This window comes from Nocardiopsis valliformis DSM 45023 (genome assembly GCF_000340985.1).
Taxonomy (GTDB): Bacteria; Actinomycetota; Actinomycetes; order Streptosporangiales; family Streptosporangiaceae; genus Nocardiopsis; species Nocardiopsis exhalans.
The window spans coordinates 136,592-159,342 of sequence record NZ_ANAZ01000013.1; the positions used below are offsets into that span (position 1 = coordinate 136,592).

At 70.9% G+C, this 22,751-nt stretch carries 25 protein-coding genes; 11 read left to right on the forward strand and 14 right to left on the reverse strand.

Annotated features, from left to right (window positions below; translation table 11 throughout):
• Positions 1 to 20: 20 nt before the first annotated feature.
• The 9 genes from D457_RS0114360 to D457_RS0114400 form a co-directional block, all read right to left on the reverse strand.
• Entirely contained in the window at positions 21 to 686 is a 666-nt protein-coding gene (locus D457_RS0114360) for a hypothetical protein (RefSeq protein WP_239646105.1), read from the reverse strand.
• Positions 687 to 760: 74 nt separating this feature from the next.
• Positions 761 to 1,420 carry a bifunctional DNA primase/polymerase gene (locus D457_RS0114365; RefSeq protein ID WP_026116651.1) on the reverse strand — a complete coding sequence of 220 codons (660 nt, stop codon included), beginning with the start codon at positions 1,418 to 1,420 and terminating at the stop codon, positions 761 to 763.
• 88 nt (positions 1,421 to 1,508) lie between these two features.
• Entirely contained in the window at positions 1,509 to 2,507 is a 999-nt protein-coding gene (gene hemB / locus D457_RS0114370; protein WP_017581367.1) for a porphobilinogen synthase, read from the reverse strand.
• A 53-nt stretch (positions 2,508 to 2,560) separates the two neighbouring features.
• Positions 2,561 to 4,252, reverse strand: a complete 1,692-nt coding sequence (locus tag D457_RS0114375) for a bifunctional uroporphyrinogen-III C-methyltransferase/uroporphyrinogen-III synthase (RefSeq protein WP_017581368.1) — start codon at positions 4,250 to 4,252, stop codon at positions 2,561 to 2,563.
• 131 nt (positions 4,253 to 4,383) lie between these two features.
• A complete protein-coding gene (gene hemC, locus D457_RS0114380) occupies positions 4,384 to 5,370 on the reverse strand; it encodes a hydroxymethylbilane synthase (RefSeq protein WP_017581369.1) in 987 nt (328 codons plus the stop codon).
• Positions 5,367 to 6,959: a glutamyl-tRNA reductase gene (locus D457_RS0114385; RefSeq protein WP_039831284.1), complete on the reverse strand. Its 1,593-nt coding sequence runs from the start codon at positions 6,957 to 6,959 to the stop codon at positions 5,367 to 5,369. Before D457_RS0114385 ends, hemC begins: the two co-directional genes overlap by 4 nt.
• Positions 6,960 to 7,103: 144 nt before the next feature.
• Positions 7,104 to 7,796 carry a redox-sensing transcriptional repressor Rex gene (locus D457_RS0114390; RefSeq protein ID WP_017581371.1) on the reverse strand — a complete coding sequence of 231 codons (693 nt, stop codon included), beginning with the start codon at positions 7,794 to 7,796 and terminating at the stop codon, positions 7,104 to 7,106.
• Positions 7,797 to 8,207: 411 nt separating this feature from the next.
• Positions 8,208 to 8,471 (reverse strand): glutaredoxin family protein, encoded by a 264-nt coding sequence (locus D457_RS0114395; protein ID WP_017581372.1) that lies wholly within the window; start codon positions 8,469 to 8,471, stop codon positions 8,208 to 8,210.
• A 34-nt stretch (positions 8,472 to 8,505) separates the two neighbouring features.
• Complete coding sequence (locus D457_RS0114400; RefSeq protein ID WP_017581373.1) at positions 8,506 to 8,763, reverse strand: MoaD/ThiS family protein; 258 nt, start codon at positions 8,761 to 8,763, stop codon at positions 8,506 to 8,508.
• Between the two features lie 109 nt (positions 8,764 to 8,872).
• Here D457_RS0114400 and D457_RS0114405 point away from each other — a divergent pair, with 109 nt between their 5' ends.
• Positions 8,873 to 9,646, forward strand: coding sequence for a winged helix-turn-helix transcriptional regulator (locus tag D457_RS0114405; RefSeq protein ID WP_017581374.1), 774 nt, complete (start codon positions 8,873 to 8,875; stop codon positions 9,644 to 9,646).
• Between the two features lie 578 nt (positions 9,647 to 10,224).
• On the opposite strand, the gene D457_RS34770 is transcribed toward D457_RS0114405, so the two are convergent.
• Positions 10,225 to 10,737: a hypothetical protein gene (locus D457_RS34770; protein ID WP_152514240.1), complete on the reverse strand. Its 513-nt coding sequence runs from the start codon at positions 10,735 to 10,737 to the stop codon at positions 10,225 to 10,227.
• Between D457_RS34770 and D457_RS34775 the strand changes: the two genes are divergently transcribed.
• The 8 genes from D457_RS34775 (at position 10,715) to D457_RS0114440 (ending at position 17,327) form a co-directional block, all read left to right on the forward strand.
• Positions 10,715 to 11,011 carry a hypothetical protein gene (locus D457_RS34775; RefSeq protein WP_083926761.1) on the forward strand — a complete coding sequence of 99 codons (297 nt, stop codon included), beginning with the start codon at positions 10,715 to 10,717 and terminating at the stop codon, positions 11,009 to 11,011. The genes D457_RS34770 and D457_RS34775 overlap by 23 nt on opposite strands.
• Positions 11,012 to 11,208: 197 nt before the next feature.
• A complete protein-coding gene (gene mshD / locus D457_RS0114415) occupies positions 11,209 to 12,186 on the forward strand; it encodes a mycothiol synthase (protein ID WP_017581375.1) in 978 nt (325 codons plus the stop codon).
• A gap of 340 nt (positions 12,187 to 12,526) precedes the next feature.
• Positions 12,527 to 13,492, forward strand: a complete 966-nt coding sequence (pstC, locus tag D457_RS0114420; RefSeq protein WP_017581376.1) for a phosphate ABC transporter permease subunit PstC — start codon at positions 12,527 to 12,529, stop codon at positions 13,490 to 13,492.
• Complete coding sequence (gene pstA, locus D457_RS0114425) at positions 13,489 to 14,574, forward strand: phosphate ABC transporter permease PstA (protein ID WP_017581377.1); 1,086 nt, start codon at positions 13,489 to 13,491, stop codon at positions 14,572 to 14,574. Before pstC ends, pstA begins: the two co-directional genes overlap by 4 nt.
• A 15-nt stretch (positions 14,575 to 14,589) precedes the next feature.
• A complete protein-coding gene (gene pstB / locus D457_RS0114430) occupies positions 14,590 to 15,369 on the forward strand; it encodes a phosphate ABC transporter ATP-binding protein PstB (protein WP_017581378.1) in 780 nt (259 codons plus the stop codon).
• Between the two features lie 243 nt (positions 15,370 to 15,612).
• A complete protein-coding gene (locus D457_RS34780) occupies positions 15,613 to 15,918 on the forward strand; it encodes a type II toxin-antitoxin system RelE/ParE family toxin (protein WP_275041008.1) in 306 nt (101 codons plus the stop codon).
• The gene (locus tag D457_RS0114435) at positions 15,915 to 16,220 is read left to right on the forward strand and encodes a helix-turn-helix domain-containing protein (RefSeq protein WP_017581379.1); all 306 of its coding nucleotides are present in this window, start codon (positions 15,915 to 15,917) and stop codon (positions 16,218 to 16,220) included. The genes D457_RS34780 and D457_RS0114435 overlap by 4 nt, the downstream gene beginning before the upstream one ends.
• A 141-nt stretch (positions 16,221 to 16,361) precedes the next feature.
• Positions 16,362 to 17,327 (forward strand): nucleoside hydrolase, encoded by a 966-nt coding sequence (locus D457_RS0114440; protein ID WP_017581380.1) that lies wholly within the window; start codon positions 16,362 to 16,364, stop codon positions 17,325 to 17,327.
• A gap of 15 nt (positions 17,328 to 17,342) precedes the next feature.
• Here the strand turns inward: D457_RS0114440 and D457_RS0114445 are convergent, their stop codons facing one another.
• Complete coding sequence (locus tag D457_RS0114445; protein ID WP_017581381.1) at positions 17,343 to 17,759, reverse strand: PaaI family thioesterase; 417 nt, start codon at positions 17,757 to 17,759, stop codon at positions 17,343 to 17,345.
• A 282-nt stretch (positions 17,760 to 18,041) separates the two neighbouring features.
• Positions 18,042 to 18,410, reverse strand: a complete 369-nt coding sequence (locus D457_RS36435) for a hypothetical protein (protein WP_017581382.1) — start codon at positions 18,408 to 18,410, stop codon at positions 18,042 to 18,044.
• Positions 18,411 to 18,431: 21 nt separating this feature from the next.
• Between D457_RS36435 and D457_RS34110 the strand changes: the two genes are divergently transcribed.
• A complete protein-coding gene (locus tag D457_RS34110; RefSeq protein ID WP_017581383.1) occupies positions 18,432 to 19,133 on the forward strand; it encodes a hypothetical protein in 702 nt (233 codons plus the stop codon).
• Positions 19,134 to 19,217: 84 nt separating this feature from the next.
• Here D457_RS34110 and D457_RS0114465 read toward each other — a convergent pair whose 3' ends face one another.
• Complete coding sequence (locus D457_RS0114465) at positions 19,218 to 19,679, reverse strand: GreA/GreB family elongation factor (protein ID WP_017581384.1); 462 nt, start codon at positions 19,677 to 19,679, stop codon at positions 19,218 to 19,220.
• 72 nt (positions 19,680 to 19,751) lie between these two features.
• A complete protein-coding gene (locus D457_RS0114470) occupies positions 19,752 to 21,008 on the reverse strand; it encodes an NAD(P)/FAD-dependent oxidoreductase (RefSeq protein ID WP_017581385.1) in 1,257 nt (418 codons plus the stop codon).
• A gap of 192 nt (positions 21,009 to 21,200) precedes the next feature.
• Here D457_RS0114470 and D457_RS0114475 point away from each other — a divergent pair, with 192 nt between their 5' ends.
• Complete coding sequence (locus D457_RS0114475; RefSeq protein ID WP_026116654.1) at positions 21,201 to 22,751, forward strand: PucR family transcriptional regulator; 1,551 nt, start codon at positions 21,201 to 21,203, stop codon at positions 22,749 to 22,751.

The following is a 22,751-nucleotide window of genomic DNA, read 5'->3' on the forward strand; positions in this document are numbered from 1 at the left end:
TCAACGGAGGACGACGGGGCTCATCCGACGGCCACCGAGGCGAGGATGTCCTCGATGATGCCGTCGGGTACTTCGTCGGGGGTGGGCTGGGTCGAATGGTCGATCCCCACGCTGAGTACTGCGACGGCCCCGGCACCGGTGTCCACGAACAGCATGGTCAGCTCCTGGTCCGCTTCCGTGAAGATGATGTCGACGCGGGTCGCCTCCTCGGTGCCGGGAACGGTGTACTGTTCCTGGCTGTCATCAAAGGAATCCTCGGCGGCCAGCGAGAGTATCAGGCGAAAGTTGACCCCGAGTTCCGCGGTTGAGGTGGCCTGCCCGTCCGAGGTGTCCTGATCGATCACGGTAAGGCTGACGAAGGCGACGTAGGCGTCGTCCGTGCGGGTGACGGCGTGCGCGACCTCGGGGCGGTCCCCCTCCAGGCCCAAGTTCCCGAGCTGGGAGGGGGGCTGGCTCCAGCCGTCGGGGACCCGGTAGGTGATCCCGTACTCGGACAGGTCCTCCTGGCCCGCCAGGGGACCGCTCTCCACCGGGGCGGCGTCCGCCTCAGCGACGCTCTCCTCTGACCCGTCCGCCTCAGCGGACTGGTCGTCGCCGTCGCGGCAGGCGCTGACGGACAGCACAGCGGCGGCGCACAGGGCCATCAGGCGTAGGCGCAGGGGATGGTTCGTGGTGCGTTCTCTCACCCGGACGAAGCTAGGGCATCACACAGTGTGCCCGGACCGCTGTGGCCGGATACGGCCACACCATCCGCTTCCGGTCAGGCGCCCGGGTGGGCGAACTCCTCGCTGGCGTCGTTGAGGATGTCCAGGACCGCGATGGGGTCGGGCAGAACCACCGAACCCTCCATGCCTCGCGGAGTGCGGATCCAGGTGACGCGCCCGCCGGAGGGCAGGACGGAGGGGGCACCCAGGACGAAGCTGTCCCGGCAGTGCCAGCGCAGGCCCGGCATCGCCTCGACCGCCTCGGGGACGCAGTCCAGATGGCAGGACCACCACTCGTCCTCGTCCATCGGGGAACGGGTGGCGACGAAGAACAGATAGCGCGCGTCCAGGGCGGCGACCGGGCCCGCCGGTACACCCGCGCGGCCCATCCGGGCCAGAGCCATCACCCCGGCCTCGCGGGGTACGTCCAGAACGTCGAAGACCCGGCCGGTGGGAAGCACGATGTTGGCCTGCGGGCTCGCCGTCCACCAGCGGCGGATGGTCTCGGTGTCGGTGCTGGCCTCCACGCCCCAGGCGGCGGTGACCGGGTGGGCGGCCGGGTCGGGACAGCCCATCCGGTCGCACGTACACGCGCGGTCCTCGCCCGGGGCCGCGCCCCGGACCACCGGCCAGCCGAGTTCGGCGTAGCGCAGCGCCGACTCCAGCATGCTGTCCGTAGCGTGGCGTCGTTTCCGTCGGTACAGCACGTCGGCCATCAAGACTCCCGGTCGTCGTCGGTGCGGGCGCGGCCGGGTGGATGGCCCGGCGCCCGGCGGCCGCGACCGGGGCGAAGGCCTGGTCGCGCTACCGGAGCAGGCGGGCTGCCTCGGTCGCCCAGTACGTGAGGATCTGCTCGGCCCCCGCGCGCCGGTAGGAGGTCAGTGTCTCCAGGATCGCCCGTTCCCGGTCGAGCCAGCCCTTCTCGGCCGCCGCCTCGATCATCGCGTATTCACCGCTGACCTGATAGGCCGACACGGGTACCGGAGAGGACTGCGCGACTTTGGCGACCACGTCGAGGTAGGCCAGGCCCGGTTTGACCATGACCATGTCGGCGCCCTCGGCCACGTCCAGGGCCACCTCGCGCAGGGACTCGCGGACGTTGGCCGGGTCCTGCTGGTAGCCGGAGCGGTCACCGAACTGGGGCGCGCCCTCGGCGGCCTCCCGGAAGGGACCGTAGAACACGGAGGCGTACTTGGCCGCGTAGGCCAGGATCGGCACGTGCGGGAAACCGGCGCGGTCCAGCCCGGCGCGGATCGCCCCGACCTGGCCGTCCATCATTCCGCTGGGCGCGACCACCGCGGCACCGGCCTCGGCCTGGGCGGCGGCGATGGACGCGTACCGCTCCAGGGTGAGGTCGTTGTTGACGTGCCCGTCCTCCTCCAGCGGCCCGCAGTGGCCGTGGTCGGTGTACTCGCACAGGCACAGGTCGGCCATCACCACGATGTCGTCGCCGACCTCGGCGGCCAGGTCGCGCAGCGCCACCTGGACGACGCCGTCCGGGTCGTCGGCCTGCGAACCCACACTGTCCTTGTGCTCGGGGATGCCGAACAGCATCAGCCCGCCGACCCCCGCCTCGACCGCCTCACGGGCGGCCTTGCGCAGGCTGTCCCGGGTGTGCTGCACCTGGCCCGGCATCGAGGAGATCGGCACCGGAGAGGTGAGCCCCTCCTTGACGAACATCGGCAGGATGAGGTTCTCCGGGAGCACCCGGGTCTCCGCGACCAGGCGACGCAGCGCCGGGCCTCGGCGCAGACGGCGGGGCCGGGCGACGGGGAACTCGGCGTCGAAGCTGGCGGCGGTCATGGGATGCTCCCGGATGGTGCGGCTGAGTCGTGGTGGTGGAGTCGAAGCTCGTGTCAGAGCTTGCGGCGGCGTCCGCGGCGCTTCTGGCTCGGCTTCAGGACGGGCTTGCCCGCCTCGATCGCCTCCCTGCGCTTGGCCGCACCGTACTCCGAAAGTGCCTCCGCGAGGGCGGAAACCGAGGCTTTCGGTGCCACGACGTCCACGCGCAGCCCGAACTCGATCGCGGTCTTCTCGGTCTCCGGGCCGATCACAGCGATGGCAGTGGTGTTATGCGGCTTGCCCGCGATCCCCACCAGGTTGCGCACCGTGGACGAGGACGTGAAGAGCACGGCGTCGAATCCGCCGCCCTTGATCGCCTCGCGGACCGGCTGGGGCGGGGGCGCGGCGCGCACGGTGCGGTAGGCCGTGACGTCGTCGATCTCCCAACCGAGGTCGGTGAGACCGGCGGCCAGCGTCTCGGTGGCGATGTCCGCGCGCGGCAGCAGGACCCGCTCGATGGGATCGATCTCGGCGTCGTAGGGCGGCCAGACCTCCACCAGGCCCTTGCTGGACTGGGCGTCCTCCGGCGGCTCCAGGTCCGGCTGGATACCGAACTCCCGCACCGCCTGCGCGGTGGCCTCGCCGACCACCGCGACCTTGACCCCGGCGAAGGCGCGGGCGTCCAGGCCGTAGGACTCCAGGCGCTCGCGGATGGCCTTCACGGCGTTCACGGAGGTGAAGGCGATCCACTGGTAGCGGCCGGTCACCAGGCCGCGGACGGCGCGCTCCATCTGCTGCGGGGTGCGCGGCGGCTCCACCGAGATGGTGGGCACCTCCTCGGGCACCGCACCGTAGCCGCGCAGCTGGTCGGACAGGGCCGCGGCCTGCTCCTTGGTGCGGGGCACCAGGACGCGCCAGCCGAACAGCGGCCGGGTCTCGTACCAGGAGAGCTCGGGCTGGCGGGCCACCGGGGCGCCGACGATCATCAGCGCGGGGGCGGTGACGTGGTGGTTCTTGGCGTCGGTGGACTTGAGCTCGGCGACCAGGCGGGCCAGTGTCGAGGTGACGGTGGTCTGCCGGGTGGTCCCGCCGGCGCGCACGACCGCGACGGGCGTGGTGGCGGAGCGGCCGCCGGCGATGAGGGTCTTGCACACCACGTCGAACCCGGGCCCCTGGTGTTCGGGAGCCTCTCCTGCGGGGGCGTCCGCGCCCAGGATGACCAGGGGGGCGTCACTGGCGGCGGCCTCCTGCCAGTCGACCTCCTTGCCGCCGTGCGGGCGGGCGTGCAGGACGCGCAGCTCGGGCTGGCCGTCGGCGAGCAGAGAGATACCGCCAAACGTCGGCACGGAGGTGATCGAGGAGACGCCGGGCGCGACTTCGACCTCGACCCCGGCCTCCTTGCAGGCGGCGACCAGCTCGGCGCCGCGGCAGCCGAAGAAGGGGTCGCCCGAGTACAGGCGCACGACCCGCTGGCCCTCGCGGGCGCGGGTGACGGCGAGGGTGTTGATGTCACCGCCGCACTCGGCGGCCTCGACCACCGAGACGTCTTCGGAGCAGTGCGCGAGGAGTTCGTCGCGGAAGACGGAGAGCTCGTCGGCGGCGGGCTCACGAAGGGTGATGACCACGTCGGCGCGGCGCAGCAGCTCGGCGCCGCGCAGGGTCAGCAGGTCGGCACCGCCCGGTCCGGAACCGACCAGGGCGACATGACCGGGAACGCGTGCGCGGTGACGCGGTTCCTCCGGCTGGGGGCTGGCGTTGGCGTTCACGTACTGGCTCCTCGTGTGTGGGTCGCCTGCGCCCCGGGGCGCGGACTCCGGGGCGGTGACGGTGCGGGGGCGACCCGCGCTGGTGTTCCCCCGTGCGGCGCCAGGCGCTACCCGGGTGGTTCTGTGGGCGTCTAGGGAGTGTCCCTTTCGGCGAAGGCCTCGGCGACGATGCGGTCGGCGCCCTCGGCGATCATCTGCCGGGCCAGGTCGCGGCCGAGCCCGACGGCGGTGTCGAGGTCCTCGGGCGAGGCGAGGTCGACGGTCCGCTCCCGGCGCACTGCGGTGGCGCCGTTGGTGGCGACCACGGCGGCGCGCAGGCGCAGGCGGCCCTCGGTGTACTCGGCGTAGGCGCCGACCGGGGCGGCGCACCCGGCTTCGAGTTCGGACAGGACGGTGCGCTCGGCGACGACCTCGGCGCGGGTGCCCGGGTGGTCCACCGAGGACAGATAGGCGAGGTCGGCGTCGGCGCGCTCGGTGCGGCACTCCACGGCCAGGGCGCCCTGGCCGGGAGCGGGCAGCATCTGCTCGGGCTCGAAGACGTCGGTGACGTCGTCGCGGCGGCCCACGCGGCCCAGTCCGGCGTAGGCCAGGACGACGGCGTCGAGTTCGCCGGAGGTGACCTTGCCCAGGCGGGTCTCGGCGTTGCCGCGGATGGGCACGTAGACGAGGTCGGGGCGCAGGGCGGACAGCTGGGCGACGCGGCGCGGGGAGCCGGTGCCGACCTTGGACCCGGCGGGCAGGTCCGCGAATTTGAGGCCGTCCCGGGCACACAGGGCGTCGCGGGGATCGTCGCGCTCGGGAATCGCGGCCAGGACCAGGCCCTCGGCGGGCGCGGTCGGCAGGTCCTTGAGCGAGTGCACGGCGAAGTCGATGGTGCCCGCGACCAGTTCGTCGCGCAGGGCGTTGACGAACACCCCGGTACCGCCGAGCTGGGTCAGGTGGGCCTTGGTGACGTCGCCGAAGCTGGTGATCAGCTCCAGCTCGATGGCCTGACCGGTGCGCTCGGTGATGGTGTCGGCCACGCCCTGGGACTGGGTGGTGGCCATGGTGCTGCGGCGAGTGCCGAGCTTGGCGGGTGCGGCGGTCGTGCCCTCAGCCGAGGTGCCTTCAGCGGTCATGCCTTCTCCTGTGCGGTCCGCGCGGCCGTGGTCGGACGGACGGGGTCGGCCACCGGCCCGGGGGCCTTCGGGGTCTGCTGGGTCTGGAGGTCGAGATCGAACAGCTGGCGCAGGGCGGCCTCGTAGGCCTCCCCGTCGGGGGCCGCGGCCAGCTCCTTCACGCGCACGGTCGGTCTGTGCAGGAGCTTGTCGGCGACCCTGCGCATGGCGCGGCCGATCTCCTCGCGGGTGCGCTCGTCCAGGTCGTCGGGGAGGCGGCCGTGCAGGCGGGAGAGCTCGGACTCCACGACGTCGCGGGCCTGGGCGCGCAGGGCGACGACGGTGGGAGCGACCTCGTTGGCTCGGCGGATCGCACGGAAGTCGTTGACCTCCTCGTCGACGATCTCGCGCACGAGGGGCAGGGCGCTGGAGCGGCCGGTGTCGTGGCCGGCCCCGGCGGCGACGGCCTGGCGCAGGTCCTCGATGTCCACCAGGCGGACCCCGGGCAGCTCGCGTACCCCGGGGTCGATGTCGCGGGGCAGCGCGAGGTCGAGGAAGACGAGGGGGCGCACGCGGCCCTCGGTGGCGGCGGCCACGTCGGCGGCGGTGAGCACCAGACCCTGGGCGCCGGTGCAGGAGATGACCAGGTCGACGTCGGCGAGGACCCGGGCCGCCTCGGCGAAGGGGACGGAGCGGGCGCGCACGGTGTCATAGGCCTCGTTGAGGCACTCGGCGAGGCGGGCGGCACGTTCCTGGGTGCGGTTGGCGACGATCACCGTTCCGGCGCCCTGACGGGCGACGGTGTTGGCGGACAGCGCGCTCATGGAACCGGCCCCGAGGACCAGCACGCGGGTGCCGGCGAGCGGGCCGGAGGGGAGCTCGGCGCTGAGGGTGCGGGGCGCCAGTTGTTCCAGTGCGGTCCGCTCAGCGGCGCTCGGCTCAGCTGGGGCGCCTTGGGCGGACATGGGGCATCCGGCGGGCGGGGTGACGTCCGCAGCGGGAAGGGCGGGGTTCGGAGCAGGAGAAGGGAACTGCGCGGAAGTCAGCGTTTGGGGGTGGTGGCGGACGACGGGTTCGGCAAGGTCGCGGGCGGCGACGGTGAGGCCGAAGCTCACCATGTCGGCCCCGGCGTGGTCCAGGTGGGTCTCGGTGTGGGCGCGCTTGCCCACGCGCAGGGCGCGCTGGCCGAGGTCGTTGAGGACCCGGCCGACCGAACCGGTCTCCTGGCCCTCCTTGAGGGAGTTGCGCACCTGGCCGAGGATCTGGCCCTCGCCGACCACCATGGAGTCCAGGCCGCAGGTGACAGAGAACAGGTGCTGGACGGCGCTGTCCTCGTAGTGCACGTAGAGGTGGTCGGAGAGCTCGCCGAGGGTCACGCCCGTGTGCCAGGCGAGGAGCTCGGTGATGGCGGCGACCCCGCCGTGATACCCCACCACGTCGGCGTAGATCTCGGTGCGGTTGCAGGTGGAAACCACCATGACCTCGTTGACGGCGTCGGAGCCGACCATCTCACCGACCGCCTTGGCGCGCGTCTGTCCGTTCAACGCGACACGTTCGAGTAGCGCCACCGGCGAACTCCGATGGCTCAACCCCACGGCCAGGACACTCATCCGCACTCCTATGCAGGCACTAGGTCTCTCCATGTTCGGGTACGGCCGAGGACCCCCCTCGTCAACCCCCGAACCGCGGCGAACGCTCGCTCTTCGCCACCGCCACACGGGTCTTGGGACCCCTGCCCCAGGACCCGATTCGTCTTATGTCACTTCCAGTCCCGCCCGGTTCGCCTGACCGTCGCCGTCGGCCCTGCGCTGCGCGTGGAAGGCGAGGATCTGGAGTTCGATGGACAAGTCGACCTTACGCACATCGACCCCGTCCGGCACATTCAGCACGACGGGGGCGAAGTTGAGGATGCTGGTCACCCCTGCCTCCACGAAGCGGCTGGCGACCCCCTGGGCGGATCCGGCCGGCGTGGCTATCACACCGATGGAAACGCCTCTGGAACGCACAACCTCCTCCAGGCTGTCAATATGCCTCACGTCCAGCGACGCTACGGTCCGGCCGACCACCTCGGGGTCGGCGTCGAGCAGGGCCGCGATCCGGAAGCCTCGGGTCCCGAAGCCCCCGTAGTTGGCCAGAGCGCGCCCCAGGTTGCCGATGCCGACGATAGCCACTGACCAGTCCTGGGTGAGACCAAGCTCACGTGAGATCTGGTAGATGAGGTACTCGACCTCGTAACCCACCCCTCTCGTCCCGTAGGACCCCAGGTGGGACAGGTCCTTGCGGAGCTTCGCCGAGTTCACACCGGCGGCGCCGGCCAGCCCTTCGGAGGAGACTGTGGCGGTGCCTCGGTCCTGAAGGGCCTGCAGAGCGCGGAGGTAGACCGGAAGTCGGGCGACGGTGGCCTCCGGGATTCCCCTCTCCCGGGGCCTGGGCGGGCGACTTGTCACAGGGTGGCGCTCCTGGGGGCGGTCGGTTCGGGCGGTGTGCGGAGCGCGCGAATCCGGCGCCAACCGCCGCGACCGCGCACCTCCCCCGCCCTGCTGATTGTGGGAACCCCAGATTACGTGCTTGTGAAAGCACGCACAAAGTGGGGCCCGGTGTGATGCGGGCGACCCGGGTTCACACAATTTGGGCCCTGGCGGCGGGATCCGAAACGGAAGATCACATCAACCCCATTTCCGGGCAGACCAGCGGACCGCAACCTCAGGACAACCGGACGCCAAAAAGGCGCCGGTGCCATTGGCAGACACACTGCCGTGGACACGCGGCGCCGTTTCGCGCGCGAGCGCGCGAGAAGGGGAGAAGGGAGAAGGGACCAGGGAAGAAGAAGGAGAGCGGGCCCGCCAGGGAAGGGGCCGTCAGGACAGCGCGGAACGCAGCCGCTCCTCGGACACCCGCCAGAAGTCATGGCGGCGGCCGTCCACGAAGGTCACCGGAATCTTGTCCCAATACTCCTCGTGGTCCGCCTCCGACACCTGTGCCAGATCCTGCTCGGCGCGGCCCACTCCGAGCTCGTCCGTCACCCGCTCGATGACCGACCACGCGTCCTCGCACAGATGACACCCGGACTTGCCGAGCATGACCACCCGCGCCTTCCCCGGCCACTCCGAGGTTTCCGGCATATTTCGCTCCGATTCCGCCATGTTGTCCGACCCCTCACCCACCCGCGAAGGGCGGTAGGACCTCAATCACAGTCCCGTCCGTGACCGCGACCTCACCGTGCGCCCGCCGACCGACCGGGTTCTCGTCCACCAGGAGCGAGGAAGCCCCCAGTACGCGCCGGAAACGGTCATCGGGGTGCAGGTGACACGCCGCTTCGAGGGCTGCCGCGAGGGAGTCGGCTTCAACCGTCTCCTCGGCCGTTCCAGCTGCCTCTTTCGCGGATGCCCAGTACCGGATAGTGCACTTCGCCATCTGTTGATTATCCTTGGTGTTGCTCGGAGGCGACGTATTAAACAAATCTTCACCGGGGGCAATGGCGCCTTCGATCGCCCGTCACAAGCGGGCCGACGAGAAGAGACGCATGAGCCATCTGCTGCTACTCACCAACTCGAACGAACCGTCCGACCACGTTCTTCCCGCGCTCGGACTCCTCCTGCACTCGGTACGGGTGGCGCCCGCGGAGGCCGGAGCACTGTTGGCCTCAGGGGCCGGCGGGAACTCCGGAGCCCCGGTCGACGCCATTCTGGTCGACGCGCGCACGGACCTGGCGGCGGCCCGTAACTTCTGCCGCCTGCTGGAGACCACCGGGCTGGACTGCCCACTGCTGGTCATCCTGACCGAGGGCGGCGTCGCGGCGCTGACCCCGGACTGGCAGGTCGACGACTTCATCCTGGCCACCGCCGGGCCCGCCGAGGTCGAGGCCCGACTCCGACTGGCCGTCGGTTCCGCCGACGCCGGGTCCGACGACCCGGACGAGATCCGCCGCGGCGACCTCGTGATCGACGAGGCCACCTACATCGCCCGCCTGCGCGGGCGCATCCTCGACCTCACCTTCAAGGAGTTCGAACTGCTCAAGTTCCTGGCGCAGCACCCCGGCCGGGTCTTCACCCGGGCGCAGCTGCTCCAGGAGGTCTGGGGTTACGACTACTTCGGCGGCACCCGGACCATCGACGTCCACGTCCGCCGCCTGCGCGCCAAGCTGGGCTCGGAGTACGAGTCCCTCATCGGCACGGTCCGCAACGTGGGTTACCGCTTCGTGCCGGACCCCGTGACCAAGGCGGCCGCGCCGAACGCCCCCGCCGAGGCGGCCGAGCAGCTTCCCGCCGCCCGGTCCGCGGAGGCCGGGGCCAAGTAGGACCCGAGACCTCACCGGCCACGACCACCCCGGGGCGCCCGCTTTCACGCGAAGGCGCCCCGGAGTCCTTTTGTGACCCCTTGAGCTCTTTTGGGCCATCTTCGCAAGGTCGGTCCCGAAAGCACGGCGTGCGCACTCGTACTCAGAGGGCACACGCCCTAAGATCGGTGGGGCACCCAACAGCCGGGGCATCGCAGGCGTGGCGGAGCCCCGCGGCCGGGTGCGGCCAGAGCCGCCATGGCGCGCCCCCGGAGGAGTGAGACCGCACCGATGCCAGCCCCCGCTGCGACGACCCCCGCTACCCACGCCCCGTACAGACCCCGCCTGAGCAGTGTCGTCGGCGCGGCCTTCGTCGGTTGCACACTGATCGCCGTGATGTCTCCGGCACACGCCGAGCCAGGCCCTTCCGCCGTCATTGCCTTCGAGAACCCGGCAAACGATGTCGGGCTGGGCGAGAAGGTGTCGAACACGCTCACGGTGACCAACACCGGGGGCCTCGAAATCTGCCTGCTCGGTCTGCAGACCGACGCTTCCGAGTTCCCGGCCGGCGGCCTCACCGCGACCAGGCTCTCCTCGGGTCAACTTGCCACCAGCACCGTCTCGGGCGCCCCCATCCAGGAAACCACCGTGGTGACAGCGACCCTCCTATACGCGGCGGCCGTCGAGGGACAGTGTGAGGGCATCGCCGAGGACCAGGTGAAGGAAGTCCGGTCGCACACCTGGACCGTGACGGCCACCGCCCCGGAGCCCTCGCCCTCCCCCACTCCGACCGAGGAGCCCACGGAGGAGCCGACCGAAGAACCGACCCGGGAACCCTCACCGTCGCCGACTGGGGACCCCACGAGGACGCCGGACCACACCAGGTCGCCGGACCCCACCGAGACGGACGGCTCTGCGCCCCCCGAGTCGAACAGGCCGTCCCCCACGTCCCCGTCCACACCGGGGAACACGGGGAACACGGGTGGCGGGTCCGGTGGCAACAACAACCGGCCCCCGTCCAGCACCCCCGGATCCGGCACCCCCGGATCCAGTACCCCCGACCGGACACCGCGTTCGAGCGTGAGCAGCGTGCCCACCAGCGGCGCCGACATCCCCACGCTTCCCCGCAACGAGGCGGACCTGCCTGACCTCTCCCCGGGAGCCGCCGAGGACCTGGCCGAGCTCCCGCTGGTCACACCGACCTCGGACGAGAACGCCGACAACGAGACCGAGATCGCCGCCGACCACTCGGACATGGGGCCCTCGATCGCCCCGGCCGTCCTGCTCGCCGCGTTCCTGCTGGCCCTGCTGCTGGCCACTCCGATGGCCCCCACCCGCCGGGTACGGCTCGGCAGCGGCTACCAGGGCAGGCGCCGCAAGAGCTGACCGGTCACCGCACCACTTCACCGCACTCCACGCGATCCACGCGCTTTCGGGGCCCGGAGCGACCTCTGGGCCCCGAAGCCGTTCCACGGCCCGTCGCGCTACCGCGTACCCCGCTGACCTGGGTCGTTGGTCACCATGCAAGCCCATGCGGGCGTCGGATCCCGTGATTCGACCGACAGGATCTAGGATCCAGACTCATGAGCACCCCGCTAGTCACCGACAACCTCGCACCGGAACTGGCCGAGCCCGTCCTCGCGATGGCCGAGGCCGCGCGCGCCGCCGACGGAGTCGCCGCCCTGTCCGAGCACACACTGCTGCGGATCCGGCACGGAGCGCCCTCCGGCAGCAGCCGCTTCCACGTGGTCTCCGAAGGCGGCCGGGTCGTGGGCTTCGCTTTCGTGGAACGGGTCGAGGGCGAGCCCGACTCGGGTGAGGTCGTGGTAGACCCCGCGCATCGGCGCGGCGGGCACGGCTCCGCGCTGCTGCGTTCGGTCCGCGACGACGCCGGGCCCGACGGGGTGCGGGTCTGGGCGCACGGGTGCACGCCCGGAGCGGTCTCGCTGGCGACGGCCGACGGGTGGGTCCCCGCCCGCGAGCTCCACAAGATGCGGATGCCCCTGCGGGACCTGGGCCCCGAGGTACCCGGCGGCCCGTGGACCGCGCCCGGGCTGCCCGAACCCGCGCTGCGGCCCGATGTCGCCGAGAAGGTCCGCATCCGCCCGTTCGTGGTGGGCCAGGACGAGCAGGCGTGGCTGGAGGCGAACACGCGCGCCTTCGCCGACCATCCCGAGCAGGGCGGACTGACCCTGGACGACCTGCTCCAACGGGAGGTCGAGGACTGGTTCGACCCGCGGGGCTTCTTCGTGGCGGCCACCAACAGCGGTTCGATCGCCGCCTACCACTGGACCAAGACACACGCCGACGGCGCGGGGCTCAGCGACGACGAGCCCGTGGGCGAGGTCTACGTGGTGGGTGTGGACCCCGCCTGGCAGGGCACTGGGCTGGGCCGCGCCCTGACTTTGGCCGGGCTGGTCCACCTGCGTGACGCCGGGCTGCCCTGGGTCCACCTGTACGTGGACGGCGACAACGAGGCAGCGGTTCGCCTCTACGAGTCCCTCGGCTTCTCTATGTGGGACACGGACGTGATGTTCGCTCCGGGCGACGGTCGGGGCTGACCCCCGCGACAAGCCGCCGCGCTCCGCTCCCGGCGAACCGTCACCGTCGCCGAGGGGACCCTTCGGGCGCTGGCCTGAGGCTTCTCTGACGTGCGGCTTGTCACATTCACCGTCCGAACCCCTTTGCGCCACGGTGGTGCGACATCACGTTCATCTCCCGTTCACCTTCTCTGGGACAACTGGTCACCTCCTGCGCCTACCTTCGCATTCGGCGCGGTTTGGCTGTTGTCCGCGCGTTGACCGTGACACGGCGGTCATCCATCGTGCGGTCCACCGCCGTCCAGTGCCGGACGCGGACCGATCGACCAGCCCCGCAACCTTTTTCCGAACCGGAGAATCCATGACGACCACGGACGCGCCCAAGGCGGCACCACCGCCCGCGGGCAAGCGCCGGATCGGCGATGTCGTTTTCGCCGGGCTCGCCCGAGGCTCGGGCATCCTGATCCTGATCATCCTCGCCGGCGTGGCGGCGTTCCTTCTGGTTCAGGCCTGGCCATCACTGCTGGCCAACGACGCGAACTTCCTGACCACCCAGTCGTGGAACGCCAACGTGCGGGAGAACCCGTCGTTCGGTGTGGCCGCACTGGCCTTCGGAACGGTCCTGGCCGCGGGGATCGCGCTCCTGCTCGCCACCCCGGTGGCGATCGGTATCGCGCTGTTCATCGTCTACTACGCGCCCCGACGGCTCGCCACGACGCTCGGCTACCTGGTCGACCTGCTCGCCGCCATCCCCAGCGTGGTCTACGGCCTCTGGGGCATGATGGTCCTGGCCCCGCAGCTGGTCCCGGTCTACGAGGGCATGACGGACTACCTCGGCTGGATCCCGCTCTTCTCGGGCCCCGCCTCCACCTCCGCCCGGACCCTGCTCACCGCGGGGATCGTCCTGGCCGTCATGATCCTGCCGATCATCACCGCGATGTCCCGCGACGTGTTCCACCAGGTCCCGCAGGGCCACCGCGAGGCCGCACTCGCCATGGGCGCCACCCGCTGGGAGATGATCCGGCTCGCCGTCCTGCCCTTCGGCAAGTCCGGGATCGTCGGCGGCGCCATGCTCGGCATGGGCCGCGCGCTGGGCGAGACCATGGCGGTCGCCATGATCCTCTCCCCCTCCCTGGCGATCTCCTTCAACCTGCTGCAGAGCGGTAACCAGACCATCGCCGCGCACATCGCGCTCCAGTACCCCGAGGCCACCGGCTACGGCGTCTCCGCGCTGATCGCCGCCGGTCTGGTGCTGTTCGCGATCACCCTTGCCGTCAACATGGGCGCCCGCTACGTCGTGGCACGGGGCAACAAGGAGTCCGCATGAGCATGACGACCACGCAGCCTCCCGTCCCCGGCCCCGAGACGGGTTCGGCCGAGAACAACCTGACCTCCGGCGCCCTGCCCAACCGCTTCCCGCTGGTCCTGCTGGTCGCCAGCGGCATGGTGGTCGCGGGTGTGCTGGCCGCCTTCTCCTCCTTCGGTGTGGTCCTGTGGGCCCTGCTGACCGGCGTCGCCTACACGGTGATCGTTGTGACCGCCTCGGTGCGGATCGAGGGCCGCCGCAAAGCCACGGACCGTCTGGTCACCGCGCTGGTCTACTCGGCGTTCCTGCTGGCGATGGCCCCGCTGGTGTCGCTGCTGTACACGGTGGCCGGCTACGGCATCGACCGCTTCGACTGGTACTTCCTCACCGTGTCGATGAACGGCGTCCTGCCGAGCATGGACGCGGGCGGCGTCTACCACGCGATCGTCGGCACCCTGGCGATCACCGGCATGGCCACGCTCATCTCGGTGCCGATCGGCGTGCTCACCGCCGTCTACCTGGTCGAGTACGCCCAGGGGCGGCTGAAGAAGGTCATCACGTTCTTCGTGGACGTCATGACGGGCATCCCCTCCATCGTCGCCGGTCTGTTCGTGGTGGCGCTGTGGATGATGCTGTTCGGCCCGGGCAACACCAACGGCGCGGCGGGCGCGATCTCCCTGGCCGTACTGATGATCCCGGTCGTGGTCCGCTCCAGCGAGGAGATGCTGCGCTTGGTCCCCCGCGATCTGCGCGAGGCCTCCTACGCCCTGGGCGTGCCCAAGTGGCGCACGATCACCAAGGTGGTGCTTCCCACCTCCGCCGCCGGGCTGACCACCGGAATCATGCTCGCCATCGCGCGCGTTATCGGAGAGACGGCGCCGCTGGTCCTGACCGCGGGATCGTCGGCCGTGTCCATCAACTGGAACCTGTTCGACGGTCAGATGATGAGCCTGCCGGTGTTCATCTACTCGCAGTTCCGCATGGGTGGGACCGTCAACTACGAGAGGGCCTGGGCAGCCGCGCTGACACTGGTCCTGACGGTCATGTTGCTGTTCATCCTGGCCCGCGTGATCGGCCGCCTCTTCGCACCCAAGTCCCGCTAACACGAGGAACACCCTGTGGCGAAACGAATCGACGTCTCCGGACTGCACGTCTACTACAGCGACTTCCTCGCGGTCGAGGACGTGTCCATGACCATCGAACCCCGCTCGGTGACGGCGTTCATCGGCTCCTCCGGCTGCGGCAAGTCGACCTTCCTGCGCACCCTCAACCGGATGCACGAGGTCACCCCCGGCGCCCGCGCCGAGGGCAAGGTCCTCCTCGACGACCTCGACATCTACGGCCGCGAGGTCGACCCGGTGATGGTCCGCAGCGAGATCGGCATGGTCTTCCAGAAGGCCAACCCGTTCCCCACGATGTCCATCTACGACAACGTGATCGCCGGGGCCAGGCTCAACAACAAGCGGATGAGCAAGTCCGAGGCGGACGAGCTGGTCGAGGAGTCGCTGCGGGGCGCCAACCTCTGGGAAGAGGTCAAGGACCGCCTGAACAAGCCCGGCTCGGGCCTGTCCGGCGGCCAGCAGCAGCGCCTGTGCATCGCCCGCGCCACGGCGGTCAAGCCGTCCGTCCTGCTGATGGACGAGCCCTGCTCCGCGCTGGACCCCATCTCGACCCTGGCGATCGAGGACCTCATTCACAAGCTGAAGGAGGACTACACGATCGTGATCGTCACCCACAACATGCAGCAGGCCGCCCGCGTCTCCGACCGGACCGCCTTCTTCAACCTCTCGGCCCCGGGCAAGCCCGGCAAGCTGATCGAGATGGGCGATACCAACCAGATCTTCACCCGCCCGGAGAAGAAGGAGACGGAGAACTACATCACCGGACGCTTCGGGTAACCCGAACCTCCGTCGCAGTTCCAGGCTTCCCCGAGGGGGTCCCTCCCGTCGAGGGCCCCCTTCTGCGTTGGAGGGCATGAGCCGGCTCAGAGTCCGCCCGACGGTCTGGGCGTCAACCGATACCGGGCAGTAGTGACACTTGCTCCGGTTTCCTGAAACAGCTCACATGGCCACACCTCGACTTATAGCATCGATGCTATCCCCTGGGGTAAAGTCGAGCTAGAGACGGAAGTAGACGAATGGCTGGCAGGACTCTCCGAAGAAGAGTGGGCCCAGGCGCTTTTCCACCTGGATCTCCTTGAGTCCCGGGGTGTGAACCTCGGTTTCCCGTACACGAGCCAACTAGACGGCAAGCTCCGGAAGCTACGGTTCTACTGCGGTGGTCGACAGGTGCGTATCTCCTCCTTCATCACCGGTGCGCGGCGCATCATCATGTTGACCGTGTTCTACAAGACCAGTCGCCGCGAATCCGCCGAGGTACGGCGGGCAAAGCGTGCAATGGAAACGTGTGTGGAAGCGGGCCACACTGCTGACGAGGAGGGACCATGAGCACCTCAGACCGTGTAACGATTGCCGGACTCAGAGCCTCGGAGCGCTTCAGCCGACCTGAGGCCCAGGAGGCCTACGAGCAGACGCGGCTGCGGTTCGAGTTGGGGGAGGCGGTCAGGCTGCGTCGGGAGGAGCTGGGCTGGTCGCAGGCGGAGCTGGGGCGCCGGTGCGGCATGCCGCAGTCCAGCATCGCCAGGTTCGAGCACGGTGGGACGCAGCCGACGCTGACGACGCTGGAACGACTGGCCGATGCGTTGGGGCTGGTGCTGAACGTGCGGCTGGAGTCCCCGAACGCGGCCTGAGCGAACCGTTCGTCAGAAGGCCTGCGGTCTACTCGGCCTCGCCCCTGCGTGCAGCGCAGGTTAGACAGCCGGGACCAGGGCTGGTAGACACACGGTGCCCGGGATCCGGGCTCTTGGCCCGCCCCGTGAAAGGACTCACCGATGACCACTCCCCTGGTGATCGACACCGACACCGCGCAGGACGACTGCGTGGCGCTGTTGGTGGGGCTCCTGGATCCCGCGGCCGACCTGCGGGCGATCACGATGGTCGCCGGGAACGTGGGGTTCGACCAGCAGGTCCGCAACGCCTTCATGACGCTGAACGTCGCGGGCGGGCGCTCCGACGTGCCCGTGTACCTCGGCTGCCGCCGGCCGCTCGTCCGCGAGTGGGTGAGCGCCGAGAACGTGCACGGGGACGGCTCCGGCGGGCTCCGGATGGACCAGGACGGTCTGGATCCGGGCGGTGAGCACGCGGTGGACGCCCTGGTGCGGATGGCCGCCCAGAGCCCCGGCGAGCTGTCGATCGTGGCCATCGGTCCGCTCACCAACATCGCGGCCGCCGTGGTCAAGGACCCCGCTTTCGCGGGCAACGTGAAGTCGCTGTACGTCATGGGCGGCTCGAACAACGGGCGCGGCAACATCACGGCCGCGGCGGAGTTCAACTTCTACGTCGACCCCGAGGCGGCCAAGGCGGTGTTCGCCGCCGGGTTCGACATCACCGTGGTGCCCTGGGACCCGCTCACGCTGCGGCAGGCTGTGTTCGGCCAGGAGAAGCTGGACCGGATCGCCGCGCTGGACACCCCGCTGGCCCGGTTCTTCACGAGGATCTGCGGCCCGACGCTGGAGTTCGACCGCAGCGTCGGCATCGACGGCACCACCCACCCCGACTCGCTCACCGCCGCGGTACTGCTCCACCCCGAGCTGGTGCGTGCGGCCTCGCCCTACCACGTGGACGTGGAGACCGCCGGGGAGCTGACCCGCGGCTACTCCGCGATGTCCTGGGGCGTCCACGGGTTGGAGCCCAACGCCCGCGTGGTCGAGGAGATCGACGCTGAGGGGTTCTTCGAGTACGTCCTGGAACTTCTGTCCCGCGAAACCGAGCCGCCGAGGGCCGTCAGCGGTCTGTGAAGCGCGAGGGCCCGGTTACTCGACGAGGGTGATGGTGCCCTGGGCCGCGGCCACGAGTTTTTCGGCGCCCTCGGAGTCGATCATGACGAGGTCGCAGCGACAGACGGCCCGGCGGCGGGTGGCCTCCAGGACGTGGGCGCGGGCGTTGAGTAGGACGCCCTTGCCGGGGCGCAGGTACTCGATGGAAAAGCCGCTGGTGAGCACTGAGGCGCCCAGGACGCTGCCGCCCGCGAAGGTGAGCGCGTTGTCCGCCGCGTAGGAGAGCACCCCGCCGTGCAGGAATCCGTTCTGTTGGAGGAGGTCGTCGCGCACGTCGACCTCCAGGACGGCTCTGCGGGGCTCGAAGACGGTGACCCTGGCCTGAACCAGCTTGCTGAAAGGTTGGGCGTCCAGGACGAGGTTGGCGAGCTCGAGGGTGATCTCTTGGGCCACGGGAGGTTCCTCCTCTGGTCGGTACCGCCACCCTAGGACCTGTTGCGGTTGCTTCCCGGGCCAGGTTCGTCCAGCTCCGGCCATTTGACCCAAATGTGGTGTTTTGTCACCTAACGTCCCTCTTAGTGGAGGGGGAAGATCGTGCGTAGTACCACGGCGGCCTCAGCGGCCGCGATCCTGCTTGTCGTTCCCGGGTGCGCCTGTGGGCCGACGTTCATCTCGCCGAGCGGCGACGGACAACAGACCACCGAGGACCCGGGGTCCTCCGGTGACGACTCCGGTTCAGGAGGAGGTTCCGGGGGCGGTGGAGGTTCTGGAGGCGGTGGTGGCTCCGGCGGCGGAGGCGGAGGCGGCAGCGGTTCCGGTGGTGACGGAGGAGGTTCCGGCAGCGGTGGAGATTCCGGCGGGTCCGGAGGTGGTGGGGGCTCCGGGGGTGACGGAGGTTCCGGCGGCGACGGCGGTTCGGGGACGGACGGCGACACGGAGGGTCCGGTTCAGGAGGACGACCCGGCCGCACCGGCGGCGGACGGCGCTGACGGGGAAGACGGTGCGGAGGGAGAGGACGGCGCTGACGGGCAGGACGGCACGGATAGTGCTGACGGGGGTGAGCCTACGGACGAGCCCGTGTTGTTGGGGTTGGGCGAGAGCCACCGGTTCGAGGACGGCTTCACCGTGACCATGGGTCCCGTGGACCGCCGCACCGATCCGCCCCTGCTCGACGAGTCCACCACCGACGCCGAGGACGGAGCCGAGGAGGACGCCGAAGAGGACGTCGACCCCGCCGACGACCTCGAGGACGACCTCGAGGACGAATGGGACGACGAGGAGCCCGAGGACTGGGACGAGGACATCGACGGTGAGGACCCCTGGGAGGACGAGGCCCTGGAGGAGGAGCCCGTCGAGGAGCCGGAGGACGACGAGCCCGCTCCCGAAGAGGACGAGCCCATGGTGGAGGACGAGGGTGACGACCCCGCCGAGGACGACCCGGTCGAGGACGAGCCCGTGGACGACCCGGTGGACGAAGAGGCCGCCGACGAAGAGCTCGCCGAAGATGAGCCCGAGGAGGACGACGAGGGCGACGACTACTACGCGTGGACCGTCGAACTCTCCAACGGCAGTGACGCGGAGGTCCACACCGGTTCGATCTTCACCGAGTGCTCCGTCGGCACGCCCCTGACACTGTCCTCCGCCCCGTTGCTGGGCGAGGCGCTCAACCCGCCGATGACCCTGGCTCCCGATGAGGAGGGCTCCTGGGACGCGGACTGCTGGGCCGACGAGGACGGCGATCCCGCCCTCCAGTGGACTCTGGAGTTCGTGGACGAGCAGGGCGAGCGCCTCTACCCGGTCCTCGTCTTCGAGGGGCAGGCGCCCTGACCCGCACAGCCCGAACACACGGGCCCCCGAACCCGGCGGGACCGCCCCCGATGCGCGCGGCCCCGCCCCCGGGTTCAGGCTTGGTCAGGGGACTTCCGCGGCCTCCGAGCCGTAGGGGACGGCGCGCACCAGGCTGACCGTCAGCATCCGGCCGCTCGGCGCCTTGTAGGTGCGCTCCTCCCCCTGGACCGCCCCGATCAGCGCCTGCCCCAGCGGGGACTCGGGCGAGCAGACCGGGATCTCGTCGGCGTCCGCGCGGTCGCGCACGCCCAGCAGGAAGGTCTCGGGATCGGGGTCGGCGCCGTAGCGGACCGTGACGATCATGCCGGGCTCGGCGACGCCGTCGTCCGGCGGGGCCTCGCCGATGACCGCGTCCTTGAGGATCTCCTGGATGCGGTTGACCCGGGCCTCGCGGGCGTCCTTGTCCTCGATGACGGGGAAGGCGTGCGCCTCCCTGGTCTCGGCGTCGGCGGTGCCGGTGAGGACGGCCAGTTCGGTGGTGAGTCGCTGGTGGGTCCCCGGGGTCAGCCAGGTGCGGTTGGGCATGCTCTCTCCTTGTACGAAAGTGCGCCCCGCCGGGGTTCGGCGGGGCGCGGACGGTACCTGTGGGGACGGGCGTCAGCGGGTGGGGTCCATGGGGCGCAGGGCCGGGGGCAGGGAGCCGGTGGCGACCGCCCGGGCGAGCAAGCGGCCGGTGATCGGGCCGTGGGTCAGGCCCCACATGCCGTGCCCGCCCGCCACGTACAGTCCCGGGATCCGGGTGGGACCGACCAGGGGCAGGCCGTCCGAGGTGACGGGTCTGGAGCCCACCCACTCGTCGGTGCGCCGGTTCAGGTCCACGCCGTCCAGGTAGGGCGAGGCCGAGTCGGTGATCGCCCGGATCCGCTCACCGCGCGGGGGCGCGTCGATGTCGCGGAACTCCATGGTTCCGGCGACCCTCATCCCCTCGCCGTGCGGTGTACAGGCCACCCGCACCTCGGGCAGGTAGACCGGCCCCGGCACTGGGCGTTCGGTGGGAACCATGAAGCTGTAGCCGCGGCCGGCCCGCAGCGGGACGTTGACGCCCCAGGGGCGGGCCTGGTGGCCGAGCCAGGCCCCCGTGGCGACCACGACCGCGTCCGCGGACTCCGTCTCGCCGTGGGATGAGCGCAGCCGGAACCCGCCGTCGCGGGCCTCCACTCCGGTCACCCGGAACTTCTCCACCACGCTCCCGCCGCGCTCGCGCACGGCGTCCGCGAGGGCGTGCGTGAACAGGCCGGGGTTGACGTGGCTCTGGCCGTCGATCCGTACCCCCGCCCGGACCGCCTGCGAGGCGAGCGGAACTTCGGCCCTGGCCGCGTCGCCCTCCAGCGCGGAGTAGGTCAGCGGCAGCCCCGCCTCACGGGCGGTGTCCAGCTCCATGAGCAGCCGGGCCGCGTGCTTCTCGGCGGTGAAGAGCGCCGTGATCGGGGAGGACTCGACCTTGGCGGACACACCGCCCTCGGTGAGCTCCTGGAAGGCATCCAGGCAGGCCGAGCTGAGCGGGACGTTGCCGCGCAGCGCCCGCTCCCAGGCGGACTGGCGGCTGTTCAGGGCGAACGACGCCAGGAAGTACAGGAGCCCGGTGTCCGTGGTCGGCGGTACGGACAGCGGGGCCAACGGGTCGAGCATCGCCCGGATGCCGTTGCCGAGCACCCCTGGCTCGTTCAGCGGGATGGCCAGACCGGGTGAGATCCAGCCCGCGTTGCCCCAGGACGAGCCCGAGGCCACCGTGTCGCGTTCGACCACGGTGACGCCGACCCCGTACTTCTGGAGAAACCAGGCGGTCGAGAGGCCGACGATCCCGGCCCCCACGACGATGACGGTACGCGGTGCGCCCGCGCCCTTCCCGGACATGGCGAGTTCTCCTATGCGTGCTCGACGACGGGTGCGGGGCCGCACCCGACCAGAGTCTCTCCCGGAAGCGTGCGCCGCCCTTTGTCCTGAGCGAACAATCTCGGCATACGCTGTTGCCCGGTACTGACAATGCGAACAGGCTGGCCCGACAACGCGAACGGGCCGACCACGCAGCTGAGGGGTGTGGTCTCGATGGTGTTGCTGGGCCGGTTGGTCACCATCCTGGGCACGTACGGAACCCGGCTGGTGGGTCCCCGGCCCGCCCCGGACACGGTGTTGCGCGGGGTGGCCGTGCACGATCCCGCCGGCCCCGGGCCGGAGGAGGCGGACGTCCTCCTCGCCGTGGGCGTGCAGGACCCGTTGACGGCGGTGGAACTGGCCGAGCGCTCCCGATCCCTGGCCGTGGTGGTGCGGACCGCGCGGGAGGGCGGGGTGGACCCGCACGGGGAGGCCGCGGCGCGTGTGCGGCGGGCGGGTATCTCGCTGCTGGCGGTGGACCCGTCAGTGTCCTGGGGCCAGGTCGCCGGGGTGGTCTACGGGCTGGTGCTGGAGGGCGGCGAGACCGAGGCGGGGCGGGGTCCGGCGGACCTGCCCGCACTGGCGGACACCATCGCCGCCCGGGTCGGCGGTCCGGTGACCATCGAGGATCCGCGGCTTCGCGTGCTGGCCTACTCAGGCCGCCAGACCGAGGCCGACCGGGCCCGCTGGGACACCATCCTGGGGCGCGGGGTCCCCGAGGCGCTCCAGCACCGACTGGAGGCCACCGGGGTCATCGCGCACCTGGCCGCCTCCGCCGAACCGGTGTTCCTGCCACCGGAGCCAGAGCTCGGCATGGGCGGGCGCACGGCGGTGGCGGTACGGGTCGGCCGGGAGTTCCTGGGCTCGCTCTGGGCGGTCTGCGACGGGCCGCTGGACGCCGAACGCTCGGCGCTGCTGGCCGAGGGCGCCCGCACGGTCGCCCTGCACCTGCTGCGCACACGGGTCAGCGCGGACCTGGAGCGCCAGGTGGAATCCGACCTGGTGAGCCGACTGCTGGAAGGGGCGATGGACCCCACCGGGGCCGCCGGGCGCCTGGGCCTGGCCGCGACCCCGCACCGGGTGATCGCCCTCCAGGCGCACACCCCCGACGAACGCCACTCGGCCACGCTCATGGCCTTCGAGCGGGCCACCACCGGTTTCGGCTGGTCACGCCCGGGGCGGAGCACGGTGTTCGGCAGTACCGTCTACACGGTCCTGCCCTGCGGCACCGACCCGTCCCCCGCCCGGGAGTGGGTGGCCCAGACCACGCGGACGCTGCCCGGGCACGTGGTGGTCAACGCGGGGATCGGCGCGCCCGCGGACCTGGCCGGGCTCTCGGCCAGTCGCCGGGAGGCCGACGAAAGCCTCACCCTGCACGCCGCCCGCCCGGAGGCGGCCGCGGTGGCCTACGACGAGTCCTGGGACGACGTGCTCATCCACCGCCTGCGGATGGCCTCAGCCTCCGGCCGCCGTCCCGCCGACGGCCCGGTCGCCGTCCTCGCCCGGCACGACGCCGAGCACGGCACCCGCTACACGTCGACCCTGCGCGCCTGGCTCCGGGCCCAGGGCGACCCGAACGCGGCCGCGGCTGAGCTGGGGGTGCACCCGAACACCGTCCGGCACCGGATGCGCAGGATGGCCGAGGTGACCCCGCTCGGCCTGGACCAGCCGAGCATGCGGCTGGCCCTGGCCATCGCCCTCGAGACGTACGAGCGGGGAGAGTGA

What these genes read in the sequence shown, in the direction of transcription:
- D457_RS0114365 (WP_026116651.1), bottom strand. Translation starts at nt 1,420, where the DNA reads ATGGCCGACGTGCTGTACCGACGGAAACGACGCCACGCTACGGACAGC.
- hemB (WP_017581367.1), bottom strand. Translation starts at nt 2,507, where the DNA reads ATGACCGCCGCCAGCTTCGACGCCGAGTTCCCCGTCGCCCGGCCCCGC.
- hemC (WP_017581369.1), bottom strand. Translation starts at nt 5,370, where the DNA reads ATGACCGCTGAAGGCACCTCGGCTGAGGGCACGACCGCCGCACCCGCC.
- D457_RS0114385 (WP_039831284.1), bottom strand. Translation starts at nt 6,959, where the DNA reads ATGAGTGTCCTGGCCGTGGGGTTGAGCCATCGGAGTTCGCCGGTGGCG.
- D457_RS0114395 (WP_017581372.1), bottom strand. Translation starts at nt 8,471, where the DNA reads ATGCCGGAAACCTCGGAGTGGCCGGGGAAGGCGCGGGTGGTCATGCTC.
- D457_RS0114400 (WP_017581373.1), bottom strand. Translation starts at nt 8,763, where the DNA reads ATGGCGAAGTGCACTATCCGGTACTGGGCATCCGCGAAAGAGGCAGCT.
- D457_RS0114405 (WP_017581374.1), top strand. Translation starts at nt 8,873, where the DNA reads ATGAGCCATCTGCTGCTACTCACCAACTCGAACGAACCGTCCGACCAC.
- D457_RS34770 (WP_152514240.1), bottom strand. Translation starts at nt 10,737, where the DNA reads ATGTCGGCGCCGCTGGTGGGCACGCTGCTCACGCTCGAACGCGGTGTC.
- mshD (WP_017581375.1), top strand. Translation starts at nt 11,209, where the DNA reads ATGAGCACCCCGCTAGTCACCGACAACCTCGCACCGGAACTGGCCGAG.
- pstC (WP_017581376.1), top strand. Translation starts at nt 12,527, where the DNA reads ATGACGACCACGGACGCGCCCAAGGCGGCACCACCGCCCGCGGGCAAG.
- pstA (WP_017581377.1), top strand. Translation starts at nt 13,489, where the DNA reads ATGAGCATGACGACCACGCAGCCTCCCGTCCCCGGCCCCGAGACGGGT.
- D457_RS0114435 (WP_017581379.1), top strand. Translation starts at nt 15,915, where the DNA reads ATGAGCACCTCAGACCGTGTAACGATTGCCGGACTCAGAGCCTCGGAG.
- D457_RS0114440 (WP_017581380.1), top strand. Translation starts at nt 16,362, where the DNA reads ATGACCACTCCCCTGGTGATCGACACCGACACCGCGCAGGACGACTGC.
- D457_RS0114465 (WP_017581384.1), bottom strand. Translation starts at nt 19,679, where the DNA reads ATGCCCAACCGCACCTGGCTGACCCCGGGGACCCACCAGCGACTCACC.
- D457_RS0114470 (WP_017581385.1), bottom strand. Translation starts at nt 21,008, where the DNA reads ATGTCCGGGAAGGGCGCGGGCGCACCGCGTACCGTCATCGTCGTGGGG.
- D457_RS0114475 (WP_026116654.1), top strand. Translation starts at nt 21,201, where the DNA reads ATGGTGTTGCTGGGCCGGTTGGTCACCATCCTGGGCACGTACGGAACC.